We start from the raw sequence: 12,706 nt of genomic DNA, 5'->3' as shown, positions 1-12,706 counted from the left end.
CCACACTGGAGGTCCCGGTGACGACACGTGGAGTTCTGTACGTGCACTCCGCACCGCGCGCGCTGTGTCCGCACGTCGAATGGGCAGTCGCGGGCGTACTCGGCGCGCGCGTCAACCTCGACTGGATCAGGCAGCCCGCGGCGCCCGGCAGCTGGAGATCGGAGTTCTCCTGGCGCGGCTCGGTGGGCACCGCGTCCAAACTCGCCTCCGCCCTGCGCGGCTGGCAGCTGCTGCGCTTCGAGGTCACCTCCGAGCCGTGCCCCACGGCCGAGGGCGAGCGGTACAGCGCCACCCCCGAGCTCGGCATCTTCCACGCGGTCACCGGCATCCACGGCGACATCCTGATCCCGGAGGACCGCCTGCGCGCCGCCCTGGCCCGCTCCAAGGGCGGCGAGAGCGACCTGGAGGCCGAGCTCTCCAAGCTTCTCGGCAAGCCCTGGGACGACGAACTCGAACCTTTCCGGTACGCGGGTGAGGGCGCTCCGGTGCGGTGGCTGCACCAGGTCGTGTGACGTACGTCCGGCTGTAGTACGGCGAAGGGCCCCCACCGCATGGTGGGGGCCCTTCGCTACGTACGGGTGAGTGCTCAGACGGTCCTGAACGCGAGCACCACGTTGTGGCCGCCGAAGCCGAACGAGTCGTTCAGCGCCGCGATCCTGCCCTCGGGCAGCGCGCGGGCCTCGTCGCGGATGACGTCCGCGTCGACCTCGGGGTCGAGGTTCTCGATGTTGATCGTCGGCGGGGCCATGCGGTGCTTCAGCGCGAGGACCGTCGCCACGGTCTCCACACCGCCCGCGCCACCGAGCAGGTGACCGGTCATCGACTTCGTGCTGGCGATCGCCATGTGGTCGACGTCGTCACCGAAGGCCTTGCGCAGCGCCTTGATCTCGGCGACGTCACCCTGCGGCGTCGAGGTGGCGTGCGCGTTCACGTGCACGATCTCGGCGGGCTTGAGGTCCGTGCTGTCGATGAGGTTCTGCAGCGCCGCCGCGATGCCGTTGCCGGACGGCTCGGGCTGCGTGATGTGGTGCGCGTCGGCCGAGATACCCTGGCCGACGGCCTCCGCGTAGATCTTCGCGCCGCGGGCCTTGGCGTGCTCCTCGGACTCGAGGACGATCACGCCGGCGCCCTCGCCGAGCACGAAGCCGTTGCGGTCGACGTCGTAGGGACGCGAGGCGCCCGCCGGGTCGTCGTTGTTCTTGGACATCGCCATCATGTTGCCGAACGCGACGATCGGCAGCGGGTGGATCGCCGCCTCCGTACCACCCGCGACGACGACGTCGGCGCGGCCGGTGCGGATCATCTCGATCGCGTAGCCGATGGCCTCGGCGCCCGAGGCGCACGCCGAGACGGGGGTGTGCACACCCGCGTGGGCGCCCAGCTCGATGCCGACGTTGGCCGCCGGGGAGTTGGGCATCAGCATCGGCACGGTGTGCGGGGAGACGCGGCGTACGCCCTTCTCCTTGAGCACGTCGTACTGGTCGAGCAGGGTGGTCACGCCGCCGATGCCGGAGGCGATGACCGCGCCGAGGCGGTGCGGGTCGACGGACGTGTCCTCGCCCGCCTTCGCGGTGTAGCCGGCGTCGGCCCAGGCCTCCTTGGCGGCGATCAGCGCGAACTGCGCCGAACGGTCCAGCTTGCGGGCCTGCGGGCGGGGCAGGACCTCGCCGGGCTCGACGGCGATCTGGCCCGCGATGCGGACCGGAAGTTCGGCCGCCCAGTCCTGCTCGAGAAGACTGACACCGGAGCGGCCCGCGAGCAGACCTTCCCAGGTCGAGGCTGCGTCGCCACCCAGCGGTGTGGTTGCGCCGATACCGGTGACGACCACGGTGCGATTGGTCGAGTTCACAGGAAAATTCTCCACGGTGTTGAGGGGATCAGCGGCGCCACCGCCGGGTGGCGACAGCAGAGCAGCCTTGTCAGGCCCGGTGCTTCAGCAGAGCAGCCTGAATCAGGCCTGGTGCTCGAGGATGTACTTGGTCGCGTCGCCGACCGTCTTGAGGTTCTTGACGTCGTCGTCCGGGATCTTGACGTCGAAGCGCTCTTCGGCGGCGACGACGACCTCGACCATGGACAGCGAGTCGACGTCCAGGTCGTCGGTGAAGGACTTGTCCAGCTGGACGTCCTCGACCGGGATGCCGGCGATCTCGTTCACGATCTCGGCGAGACCGGCGACGATCTCTTCCTGAGTGGCGGCCATGTTGGCGCTCCTTCTATGTATCCAGAGGGTGTGGCGCCCGCCGCGGCAGCGGCAGGTTGGTTTACAGCCGTACGGATCGGATGATCCGGACGACATGCCTAGGGGAGGGTAACGACCGTGGCGGCGTACACGAGACCCGCCCCGAAGCCGATGACGAGCGCGGTGTCGCCGCTCTTCGCCTCGCCGGTCGCCAGGAGCCGCTCCATCGCGAGCGGGATCGAGGCTGCCGACGTGTTGCCGGTGGTGCGCACGTCACGGGCGACCGTGACGTGTTCCGGCAGTTTCAGAGTCTTCACCATCGAGTCGATGATCCGCTCGTTGGCCTGATGCGGAATGAAGACATCCAGGTCGTCCGCGGTGATTCCGGCCGCGTCCAGCGCCTGCTGGGCGACCTTCGCCATCTCGAACACGGCCCAGCGGAAGACCGCCTGGCCCTCCTGCGTGATCGCAGGGAACTTGATGTTGCCCTTGCTGTCGAGCGGCAGCTTCGAGACATCGCCGACGTGCAGGTCGTTCCACGACACGGTCTGCTTGATGGTCTCGGACTTGTCGCCCTCGCTGCCCCAGACGGTGGGACCGATCTGCGGCTCGGTGGCCGGACCGACGATCACGGCGCCCGCGCCGTCACCGAACAGGAAGGCCGTCGCACGGTCCTCCAGGTCGGTCAGGTCGCTCAGCCGCTCGACGCCGATGACCAGGACGTACTCCGCGGAACCGTCGGTGATCATGCCCTTGGCGAGCGTCAGACCGTAGCCGAAGCCGGCGCAGCCGGCGGAGATGTCGAACGCGGCGGGCTTGCCCGCGCCGATCTTGTCCGCGATCTCGGTCGCGATGGCCGGGGTCTGCTTGAAGTGCGAGACGGTCGAGACGACGACCGCGCCGATCTGCTCCGGGGTGATGCCCGCGTCGGCGATCGCCTTGCCGGACGCCTCGACGGACATCGCGGCCACGGTCTCCTCGTCGGAGGCCCAGTGGCGGGTCGCGATGCCGGAGCGGGAGCGGATCCACTCGTCGGACGAGTCGATCGTCTCGAGGATCACCTCGTTGGGCACGACACGGGTCGGGCGGTAGCCACCGACTCCCATGATGCGCGCGTACGGGGCGCCCTTACTGGGCTTGATCTTCGACATGCTCTCCTGGCTCCTTCTCAGGCACCCGCCGCGTCGGCGGCGGATGCGGTGTCGGCGATGAGCTCAGATGCGGCGTCGAGATCGTCGGGGGTCTTCAGAGCCACCGTCCGCACGCCGGGCAGGGCGCGCTTGGCGAGACCGGTGAGCGTGCCACCGGGGCACAGCTCGATCATCGCCGTGGCTCCCAGGTCCTTGAACGTCTCCATGCACAGGTCCCAGCGCACCGGGTTGGCCACCTGGCCGACCAAGCGGGACACGACGTCCGAGCCGGTCGCCACGGTCTGGCCGTCGCGGTTCGACACGTACGTCAGCTTCGGGTCGGCCGCGTCGAGCGCCTTGGCGGCCTCTTCGAGCGTGGCGACCGCGGGTGCCATGTGGTGCGTGTGGAACGCGCCCGCCACCTTCAACGGTACGACGCGGCGGACACCCTCGGGCTTGTCCTCGGCGAGCGCCGCGATCTGCTCCGCGGTGCCCGCGGCGACGATCTGGCCCGCGCCGTTCACGTTCGCCGGTGTCAGGCCCAGCTTCTCCAGGTGCGGAATGGTGATCTCGGGGTCGCCACCGAGGAGTGCCGCCATGCCCGTCTCCGTGACCGCGGCGGCGTCGGCCATGGCCAGACCCCGGGTGCGGACGAGACGGAGCGCGGCGTCATCGCTGAGCACACCCGCGTACGCGGCGGCGGTGATCTCGCCGACGCTGTGTCCCGCGACCGCGCCCGGCTTGTTCGCACCGAGCGCGTCACTGAGTGCCGCGGCGGAGAGCAGACCGGCGGCCACGAGCAGCGGCTGGGCCACGGCGGTGTCGCGGATCGCGTCCGCGTCGGCCTGCGTGCCGTAGTGGGCAAGGTCGAGCCCGATGGCGTCCGACCACGCGCCGATGCGGTCGGCCGCACCGGGGAGATCGAGCCAGGGGGTCAGGAAGCCGGGCGTCTGGGCGCCTTGGCCGGGAGCGACGAGTACGAGCACTCTCACACTCTCTCTTGTGGACGGTGGAAGCCGCCCGTGGGGACAGGGACGAAGAACCGCTGGGGGAATTGTAGAGGCCCGACAAAAACCTACGGTTGGAGATCTCCGTCGGCCAGACGCCCCAGGATGAGCGCGATCCGCAGCGTGAATGCGGAGCGTACGTCCGATGGCGACCAGCCGGTGACGTCAGTCACACGTCGCAGCCGGTAGCGCACGGTGTTGGGGTGTACGAAGAGCATCCGGGCCGCGCCTTCGAGGCTGCTGGCTTGTTCCAGATAGACGCTGAGCGTCTCCAGGAGCGCGGATCCCGCTTCCTCCAGTGGTCTGTAGATCTCCTCCACCAACTGCTCGCGCGCGGCGGGATCGCTCGCGATCGCGCGCTCCGGCAGGAGATCGTCCGCCAGGACGGGACGCGGGGCGTCCTGCCAGGCGGCGCAGGCCTTGAGTCCGGCCGCCGCGGCCTGCGCGGACCGGGTGGCGGCCAGCAGGTCGGGGACGATGGGTCCGGCGACGACGGGCCCGGCCGCGTACGGGCCGATCAGCCCCTTGGCGACCTGCAGCGGATTGTCGCTGCCGCCCGCGATGACGACCAGACGGTCGCCCAGCACACCCGTCAGGACCTGCAGCTTGGCGTGCCGCGCGGCGCGACGGATGGCCTCGACGGTGAGCTCGCTGTCGCCGTCGGGCGCGGTGCCGAGAACGACACAGACGTGCTCGGGGGAGTTCCAGCCGAGCGCGGCGGCGCGGGACACGGCCCCTTCGTCGGCCTCCCCGGAGAGCACGGCGTTCACGACCAGCGACTCGAGGCGGGCATCCCAGGCACCGCGTGCCTCGGCGGCCTGCGCATAGACCTGCGCCGTGGCGAAGGCGATCTCGCGTGCGTACACCAGGAGCGCCTCGCGGAGAATGGACTCGTCTCCCGGGGCCGCGATCTCGTCGACCGCGGACTCCATCACCTCGATCGTCGTACGCACCATCTCCACCGTCTGGCGCAGGGTGATCGCCCTGGTCAGCTCGCGGGGGGCGGTGCCGAAGACGTCGGTGGAGATGGCCTGGGGGGCGTCGGGATGCCGGAACCACTCGGTGAACGCGGCGATACCGGCCTGCGCGACCAGACCGATCCACGACCGGTTCTCGGGCGGCATCGCCCGGTACCAGGACAGGGTCTCGTCCATGCGCGCGATGGCCTGCGCCGCGAGGCTGCCGGCCGACTGCTCGAGGCGCTTCAGCGTGGCTGAGTGCGCGTGAGCCTTCCGGTGCGCGTCCTGGCGGGCGGCTTCCTCGTGGCGCGCGGCTTCCTCGTGGGCTGCCTGATGGGCGTCCTGGCGGGCTTCGTTCGCAGAGGGTTCGGGCACGGGGACAAGACTGCCTTATCGGGACGGGGACATGCGGAGCCGGGTCTAACGTGGGGTGCGTGATTGATGTACGGCGCTCCGGCGAGCGGTACCCCGGCGGCGAGCCCGCCGCCGGTATCGAAACCTTCCACGCCATCTCCTTCGGGCCGCACTACGACCCGGACAACCTCCGCTTCGGCGCGGTCCTGGCCTGCAACGAAGAACGTCTCGCGCCCGGCGCGGGCTTCGACGAACACCCGCACAGCCACACGGAGATCGTGACCTGGGTGGTGGAGGGCGAACTCACCCACCGCGACTCGGCCGGTCACGAGTCGGTCGTGCGCCCCGGGGACGTCCAGCACCTGAGCGCGGCGGGCGGCGTCCGGCATGTGGAACGCAACGACGGCGGCGACCCGTTGGTCTTCCTCCAGATGTGGCTGTCACCGCTGAAGCCGGGCGGCGAGCCGTCCTACGAGGTGGTGCACGGCATCGCGGACTCCACTCCGTACGCGGTACCGGCGGCGGGCGCCCTCCTCCACGTCCGGCGCCTGACCGCGGGCGAGCGCACGGCGATCCCGGATGCGCCTTTCGCGTACGTGCATGTGGTGCGGGGTGAGGTCTGCCTGGGCGGCGAGGAGTTGCGACAGGGCGACGCGGCCCGGATCACGGCCGCGAAGGGTCTGGAGGCGGTGGCGGGGAGCGAGGGGGCGGCGGAGCTGCTGGTGTGGGAGATGACGGAAGGCTGAGTTGCGCCGCGGCACCCCGCCCCGCCGGGCTGCGGAGACGGTCCTTGCGGTAACTGTGCTGCGGGGTGCTGCGCAAAGCTGCGGGGCCCGCAAGGCCCGCCCGTACGCCCCCCTACAGCTCGGAGAGCACTGCATCCGTGAACGGAGGCCACGCCTCGACGGCCCACGGTCCGAACGCCCGGTCAGCCAGAGCGACACACGCCGCCCCCGCATCGGGATCGACCCAGAGGAACGTCCCGGCCTGCCCGAAGTGTCCGAACGTCCGGGGTGACGACGAACTCCCGGTCCAGTGCGGCGACTTGGAGTCCCGGATCTCGAACCCGAGCCCCCAGTCATTGGGGCTCTGATGCCCGTACCCGGGAAGCACACCCTTCAGCCCCGGATACGCCACGGACATCGCCTCGGCCACCGTCCGCGGATCGAGCAACCGCGGCGCCTGCACCTCAGCGGCGAACTTCACCAGGTCATCGACGGTGGACACCCCGTCCTTGGCGGGCGAAGCCCCTCCGTCGAGCGAGGTGGCCCCCATGCCCAACGGCTCCAGCACCGCCTGCCGCAGATACTCCCCGAAGGGAATGTCCGTCGCCTTGGCGATGTGATCACCCAGCACCTCGAACCCCGAGTTCGAGTACAGCCGCCGCGTCCCGGCAGGCGCCGTAACCCGGTGCTCGTCGAACGCGAGGCCGCTGGTGTGCGCCAGCAGATGCCGCACGGTCGACCCCTCGGGCCCGGCCGGCTCATCGAGCTCGACCGCCCCCTCTTCGTACGCCACGAGCGCCGCGTACGCCGCCAACGGCTTGGTGACCGAAGCGAGCGCGAAACGGTGCCCGGTGGGTCCATGCGCCCCGACGACCGTGCCGTCCGCGCGAACGACGGCGGCGGCAGCGGTAGGGACCGGCCAGTTCTCGATCAACGCCAGGCTCTGCATGCGTACGAGCGTAAGCGCCCTACAGGTTCAGCCGCATCGAGGGGTCGGGCTTGCGCACGAAGCCGAGCGAGGCGTACAGCGGCTCCGCATCCGCCGACGCGTTGAGATCGACACTCCCCGCGCCGCGCTCCCGGAACCAGTCGAGCAGCACCTCCATGCAGGCCCGCGCATACCCACGCCGTCGCTGATCCGGATCGGTGGCAACACTGAACACATGGCCGATGGCACCCTGCGGATTACCCGCCCGCCCGATGCGGTACTCCAGCGTCCCCACCACCAGCGCCGCCAGCTTCCCCGGCCGCTCCGGCTGCTCGACGACGAATGCGACGAAGTCGCCGTTCGGATCGGCCAGTTTGTCCCGGACGACAGGAAGGGACTCGGCGTGCCAGCCGGTGTCGGACGCGGCCGACACCGAGTCGGCGGCGAACACCGAGTCGATCATCACCTGCCGTAGCCTGATCAGTTCTTCGGCATCCTCTGGCGTGGCGCGACGCACAAGACTCATGATCGGCACCGTAACCACCGCATGAAGCGGCGTCCCCCGATTTTCCGAGGGTTTGGCTTCGTCACAATTTTCCTCCCTGTTCTGCTTGCTTAGAGCGCACTCCAAGGTTTTAGCGTTGGGGTCATGACGGTGATCGAGACCGAGACGGCCCACCCACAGGGCCCCACGCCCGGCGCGACGGAGACGGACCCGGGTGCTGCCGGTGCTGCTGGTGTCCCCGGTGTCGCCGGGAGCAGCCGCGCTCCTGGTGCTGTAGGTGCTGCCGGTGCACCGGGTGCCGCCGGGAGCTCCGACGGCCCGGACGCCAGTGCTGACGCCTGCGCCTCGGTACCCACCGCGCACCCCCGCCCGGACGGACGGGACCACTACACGATCAGTGAGGTCGTCGCCTTCATCGGCCTGACCGCGCACACCCTGCGCTGGTACGAGCGAATCGGCCTGATGCCTCACATCGACCGCTCCCACACGGGCCAGCGCCGCTACCGCAACCGTGACCTGGACTGGCTCACCTTCGTCGGCAAGCTCCGCCTGACCGGCATGCCGGTGGCGGACATGGTCCGCTACGCCGAGCTGGTGCGCGAGGGTGACCACACCTTCACGGAGCGCCATGAACTCCTCGAACAGACCCGCCGCGACGTCCGCACCCGCATAGCGGAGCTCCAGGACACGCTCGCCGTACTCGACTACAAGATCAACTTTTACGCTGACGCCCGCCCGGCGTCGGAGAGGCTCTGACACTGATGACCGCAGAGACACCCAACACCCCCGAAGCGGCTACGACCCCCGAGACGGCTACGACCCCCGAGACGGCAACGGCATCCCGGATCGCGAAGGTGCAGCTCGGGACCGGCGGCCCCGAAGTCGGCGTCCAGGGGCTCGGCTGCATGGGCATGAGCTTCGCCTACGGCCCCACCGACGCCGAGGAGGCCCGGGCGACCCTGGAGCGAGCCCTCGAGCTGGGCGTCACCCTCTACGACACCGCCGACGCCTACGCCGCCGGTGAGAACGAGCAGTTCCTCTCCCCCTTCCTCAAGGCACACCGTGACGAGGTCGTCCTCGCCACGAAGTTCGGCCTGGCCATGGACCCGGCCGACCCGACCAGGCGCATCATCAACAACGACCCCGCCTACATCCGCGCCTGCATCGATGCCAGCCTCCAGCGCCTCGGCGTGGACACCATCGACCTCTACTACATGCACCGCCGCAGCCCCGAGGTGCCGATCGAGGAAACGGTCGGCGTGATGGCCGAGCTGGTCGCCGCCGGCAAGGTCAAGCATCTCGGCCTCAGCGAGGTCACCGGCCCTGAACTCCGCGCCGCCCACGCCGTCCACCCCATCGCCGCCGTCCAGTCGGAGTGGTCGCTGTTCAGCCGTGACATCGAGCAGGGCGTGGTCCCGGTCGCCGCCGAACTCGGCGTCGCCCTCGTCCCGTACTCCCCGCTCGGCCGCGGCTTCCTCACCGGCTCGTTCGTCAGCGCCGACAAGGAACTCGGCAAGGACGACTTCCGCCGCCAGCAGCCCCGCTTCACCGGCGACAACGCCGCCACCAACGCGGCCCTCCTCGAACCCGTCCGCACCGTCGCCGAAGCCCACGGCGCGAGCCTCGGCCAGGTCGCCCTCGCCTGGGTCCAGCAGCAGGCCCAGGCCCACGGACTGGCCGTCGTCCCCATCCCGGGCACCCGCAAGCGCACCCGCGTCGAGGAGAACACCGCAGCCACCCACCTCGAACTCACCCCCTCCGAACTCACTCTCCTGGACCCCATCGCCGCCCAGGTAGCAGGCGACCGCTACGCCGACATGACCTTCACGTCAGCAGGCCGCGAGTAACAAAAACCGACAGCCCCGCCGACCGGGCCCGGCCCCTGCCCCGCGGTACACCCAACGCGCAGGGGCCCCATCCGGCGGCGCCTGTTCGCCTACCCACCCCGTGGGGCGCCTCGCACGACAGCGATCCCAGCGGCCAGGCTCCCGGCAACTCACTCCGGGCTCTCCCTGCCCGAGCTCTGCCCGATCTCTGCCCGACGGGGATGCCATCGCGCGGGGCTGGCTCTAGGCGGGCCGCCATACCCTGCGGGGCGCCGCCGGCCCACCCCCGCGGGAGCCTTGCGAGTACTGGCCCCGTGGGGCGCGGCTTGCCTGCCGAAGCCAGGCAGCCCTCCCCGCGGCCACCCTGCGAGGCTCCGAGCGAACCCCCTCGCAGGGGACCTACTCGGCAGCGGAACCACCTGGCGGGACGGGTCTCCCTGGCGAGGCCCTGCCGCCGCATTGCCTTGGGCGAAACCTCTGCCGCGCATGCCCGCCCGGTATGACCCTGCTGCGCATGCCCACTGGGCCCCACAGCCGCGCGGCACGCACCCGGCAAGGTCCGTCCCCCCCCCAACTCGCTCACGCCAGCCCCAGTGCGAAGACCGTGAACCCGGCCGCCAAGAGTCCGGCCAGTGCCCTTCGGGCGTGGGTGGCTCGTTTCCACGGGGCCTCGAAGCTGCGGGTGTGGCGGCCTATCAGCAGCAGGAGTACTCCGAAGACCGGAAGCCAGGCGATCCGGGCTGCTATCCAGTCCCAGGTGTCAGGGCCCGCCGTCAGCCCCGGCACCGTGTCGCCGAGGAACGAGCCGGGCACGGCCGCCGCGAGCATCGCCGTCTGGTGCCAGCACAGGATCGTCATCGCCGACAGGTTGATCACCACCACCGGTGCCCACAGGGCGGGCCTGCGCAGCAACTTGCCGATGCGCTCCCGCAGCAGGATCGCCGCTCCACTCTGCGCGGCGGCCAGTGCCAGGACCAGCAGCGACGGAGGGTGGGAGTTCGTCCGAACCTCACCCGGGACACCGACCATCGATGTCGGGTAGTGGAAGACGAGCAGCAGGGCCGCGAAGAGGGCTGACCCTCCGACGAGCAGCAGCCACGCACCACGCCTGCCCAGCCTCTTCTCCCCCCAGCTGACACCCAGTTGATAGGCGAACATCCAGCCGGGCAGCAGATTCAGCAAGCTCAGCCAGGACGGCATCGACTCCCCGTACGGGCCGTAGCGCAGGAAGTCGACGACGGCGACCGATCCGAGCAGTGGCACCGCGGCCCCGGCCCCGAGCCGCTCGGCCGCCCTTATGCACCATGGAGTGAGCGCGGTGATCACCGCATAGATCCCGACGAACCACAGCGGCTGTATCACCAGCGTTGACCCCGTGCGCAGAGTCGTGCCGGGCACTCCCATCGCGTACAGCACCGGGATCAACGCCGCCCAGACGGCCGTCACCCCGAGGACGGGTCGCCCGAGACGCGCCACTCGCCCACGAAGCCAGCGGCTCGTCGACTCGCCGCGCGCCGCCGCCCGGCGATACGACAGGACGGAGGCATAACCCCCCACCAGAAAGAAGATGCCGAGCATCTGCAGCACCCAGCTGAGCGGCGCGAAGAATCCGAACGACGCCAGAGGGCTGGCATTGTGCAGCGCCCCGCCCGCATCGAGCGTGAATCCGCCGAGCAGCCAGTGCCCGGTCGGCACAGCGAGGAGGGCGAGCGCACGCAGCCCGTCTATGGCCCGGTCACGATGTGCGGGCGTCTTGGCGTCAATTGCCGACGCGGTCTTGCGCAGGGTGGTCAGCGGGGTGAGGTTCATGGCCGCTCTCCAGTGGGGCTGGCGTCGGCGGCAGGCGCCCAGCCGGCGGTGCCGTGGTCCGAGACGGTGGAGGAGGTGGTCTTCGCGATGGCGGCGAAGGCCTGGAGGGAATCCGTCCCCGGGGCGAAGTAGCCGGTATGGCCCTCGGCTCGCTCCGCGGGAACGCGTCGGGCGCCGAACCCCGGGTCGGCCGGGTCCTCGCCATGGCCGAGGCCGAACAGCTCGACATTTGGCACGTCACCGATCCAGTCGCTCTCGTCCTTGGCCGCCCACACACGGGCGGAGGTGTGCAGATCGGCCACGCTTTCGGCACGCATGCCGGGGGAGCCGAGCACCACCAGGTCGGACGCCGGTAGTTGAGGGGCCGCCAGACCGCACACCACCGAGCCGTAGCTGTGGCAGAACACAGCGGGGCGCGGGGTGCCTGACGCCGTCAGGCCCTGCACGAACCGTGCGAGCCGTGGCGCACCGGCGTCCGCGAGCCGCCCCGTCGCGGCGTCCGGTCCGAGGCCCACCGGCGTGGTGTATCCGACCCAGGCCACCACCGCCGTGTCGTCGCCTGCGGAGGCGTGCAGGGAGCGCGCCATCCCAGCCGGAGTGCCGTACTCGTCCTTCGAGCGGTCGAAGGTGCCCAGGTCCATGTCGGAGCCCGGCACGACCACGGATACGTGGCTGGCGTCCGACAAGTCGCCGTACACCTCGGCTACTTGACCCCTGCCGCGGGGGTCGAACGCGAGTATCTGCCGACCGGGGCTCAGGAGGTCTTCGTAACGCGCCACGAGGGATCGGGCCCGCTCGTGATCCTGCAGAGTGAGGCGCGGATTGGTCTCACGCGCTCGCTCGCGGGCCCGCTCGACTTTCAGGGACTGGGAGTTGGCCTCGAAACGCAGAGCGGTCGGGGCGCCGTCCAGATTGCCGACGACCGAGGGGTGCCGTGCGGCCAGGCGGTGCTGCTGCGCCTGGCTCAACGAGTCGAAGAACGCGGCGACTCGGGCGGGGGTCGTGGATGCCGGATCCGGCAGTCGAACCCCCCACGTATGGTCCGTGCGCCAGGCCTGCGTACCCGGCGGCGGGCCTGTGAGCGGCTGCTGCTCATTGCCGACCGCCCAGCCAGTCGTGCCGGCCACGATCGTCGTCGTGAGCGCCGCGGCGATCAACGTCCGCTTGCTGCGGCTCTTCCAGCTTCCGCGGGCTTTCCGTGAACGAAGGCGCATGGCCCGTCTCCCTCCCCATCTCGTGCACGCTCTGGCGTGACGAGGGGAAAAGTAGGGAGACGGTGCCCTG

General features: G+C 70.3%; 12 protein-coding genes and 1 pseudogene. 4 read left to right on the top strand and 9 right to left on the bottom strand.

The features are described 5' to 3' along the window. Positions 1–17 precede the first annotated feature (17 nt). Positions 18–512 carry a DUF3145 domain-containing protein gene (locus ACIBCK_RS03430; protein WP_399386373.1) on the top strand — a complete coding sequence of 165 codons (495 nt, stop codon included), beginning with the start codon at positions 18–20 and terminating at the stop codon, positions 510–512. A gap of 74 nt (positions 513–586) precedes the next feature. On the opposite strand, the gene fabF is transcribed toward ACIBCK_RS03430, so the two are convergent. The 5 genes from fabF to fasR form a co-directional block, all read right to left on the bottom strand. Next, the gene (fabF, locus tag ACIBCK_RS03425) at positions 587–1,849 is read right to left on the bottom strand and encodes a beta-ketoacyl-ACP synthase II (protein WP_399386372.1); all 1,263 of its coding nucleotides are present in this window, start codon (positions 1,847–1,849) and stop codon (positions 587–589) included. A 102-nt stretch (positions 1,850–1,951) separates the two neighbouring features. Then, positions 1,952–2,200 carry an acyl carrier protein gene (locus tag ACIBCK_RS03420; protein ID WP_055531551.1) on the bottom strand — a complete coding sequence of 83 codons (249 nt, stop codon included), beginning with the start codon at positions 2,198–2,200 and terminating at the stop codon, positions 1,952–1,954. Between the two features lie 98 nt (positions 2,201–2,298). Then, positions 2,299–3,330 (bottom strand): ketoacyl-ACP synthase III, encoded by a 1,032-nt coding sequence (locus ACIBCK_RS03415; RefSeq protein WP_399386371.1) that lies wholly within the window; start codon positions 3,328–3,330, stop codon positions 2,299–2,301. A 17-nt stretch (positions 3,331–3,347) separates the two neighbouring features. Continuing rightward, complete coding sequence (locus ACIBCK_RS03410) at positions 3,348–4,295, bottom strand: ACP S-malonyltransferase (RefSeq protein WP_399386370.1); 948 nt, start codon at positions 4,293–4,295, stop codon at positions 3,348–3,350. Positions 4,296–4,384: 89 nt separating this feature from the next. Further along, positions 4,385–5,524: a fatty acid biosynthesis transcriptional regulator FasR gene (gene fasR, locus ACIBCK_RS03405; protein WP_367048988.1), complete on the bottom strand. Its 1,140-nt coding sequence runs from the start codon at positions 5,522–5,524 to the stop codon at positions 4,385–4,387. Between the two features lie 185 nt (positions 5,525–5,709). Here fasR and ACIBCK_RS03400 point away from each other — a divergent pair, with 185 nt between their 5' ends. Further along, positions 5,710–6,375: a pirin family protein gene (locus ACIBCK_RS03400; RefSeq protein WP_399386369.1), complete on the top strand. Its 666-nt coding sequence runs from the start codon at positions 5,710–5,712 to the stop codon at positions 6,373–6,375. A gap of 112 nt (positions 6,376–6,487) precedes the next feature. Here the strand turns inward: ACIBCK_RS03400 and ACIBCK_RS03395 are convergent, their stop codons facing one another. Both ACIBCK_RS03395 and ACIBCK_RS03390 read right to left on the bottom strand, forming a co-directional pair. Next, a complete protein-coding gene (locus tag ACIBCK_RS03395) occupies positions 6,488–7,303 on the bottom strand; it encodes a serine hydrolase domain-containing protein (RefSeq protein WP_367041554.1) in 816 nt (271 codons plus the stop codon). A gap of 19 nt (positions 7,304–7,322) precedes the next feature. Then, a complete protein-coding gene (locus ACIBCK_RS03390) occupies positions 7,323–7,808 on the bottom strand; it encodes a GNAT family N-acetyltransferase (RefSeq protein ID WP_399386368.1) in 486 nt (161 codons plus the stop codon). Between the two features lie 309 nt (positions 7,809–8,117). Here ACIBCK_RS03390 and ACIBCK_RS03385 point away from each other — a divergent pair. Next, a pseudogene (locus ACIBCK_RS03385) lies at positions 8,118–8,543 on the top strand (MerR family transcriptional regulator); the annotation flags it as partial. Positions 8,544–8,548: 5 nt separating this feature from the next. Beyond that, positions 8,549–9,634 carry an aldo/keto reductase gene (locus ACIBCK_RS03380; RefSeq protein WP_399386367.1) on the top strand — a complete coding sequence of 362 codons (1,086 nt, stop codon included), beginning with the start codon at positions 8,549–8,551 and terminating at the stop codon, positions 9,632–9,634. A gap of 558 nt (positions 9,635–10,192) precedes the next feature. On the opposite strand, the gene ACIBCK_RS03375 is transcribed toward ACIBCK_RS03380, so the two are convergent. Both ACIBCK_RS03375 and ACIBCK_RS03370 read right to left on the bottom strand, forming a co-directional pair. After that, positions 10,193–11,422, bottom strand: coding sequence for an acyltransferase (locus ACIBCK_RS03375; RefSeq protein WP_399386366.1), 1,230 nt, complete (start codon positions 11,420–11,422; stop codon positions 10,193–10,195). Further along, the gene (locus tag ACIBCK_RS03370; RefSeq protein ID WP_399386365.1) at positions 11,419–12,636 is read right to left on the bottom strand and encodes an alpha/beta hydrolase; all 1,218 of its coding nucleotides are present in this window, start codon (positions 12,634–12,636) and stop codon (positions 11,419–11,421) included. Before ACIBCK_RS03370 ends, ACIBCK_RS03375 begins: the two co-directional genes overlap by 4 nt. Between the last annotated feature and the right edge of the window lie 70 nt (positions 12,637–12,706).

Source organism: Streptomyces sp. NPDC051218 (assembly GCF_044455475.1).
Lineage (GTDB): Bacteria > Actinomycetota > Actinomycetes > Streptomycetales > Streptomycetaceae > Streptomyces.
This window is presented reverse-complemented; position numbering and strand designations above follow the sequence as displayed.

Coding starts and splice junctions, on each gene's coding strand:
- ACIBCK_RS03370 (WP_399386365.1), bottom strand. CDS start 12,636: ATGCGCCTTCGTTCACGGAAAGCCCGCGGAAGCTGGAAGAGCCGCAGC.
- ACIBCK_RS03380 (WP_399386367.1), top strand. CDS start 8,549: ATGACCGCAGAGACACCCAACACCCCCGAAGCGGCTACGACCCCCGAG.
- ACIBCK_RS03395 (WP_367041554.1), bottom strand. CDS start 7,303: ATGCAGAGCCTGGCGTTGATCGAGAACTGGCCGGTCCCTACCGCTGCC.
- ACIBCK_RS03420 (WP_055531551.1), bottom strand. CDS start 2,200: ATGGCCGCCACTCAGGAAGAGATCGTCGCCGGTCTCGCCGAGATCGTG.
- ACIBCK_RS03415 (WP_399386371.1), bottom strand. CDS start 3,330: ATGTCGAAGATCAAGCCCAGTAAGGGCGCCCCGTACGCGCGCATCATG.
- ACIBCK_RS03375 (WP_399386366.1), bottom strand. CDS start 11,422: ATGAACCTCACCCCGCTGACCACCCTGCGCAAGACCGCGTCGGCAATT.
- ACIBCK_RS03390 (WP_399386368.1), bottom strand. CDS start 7,808: ATGAGTCTTGTGCGTCGCGCCACGCCAGAGGATGCCGAAGAACTGATC.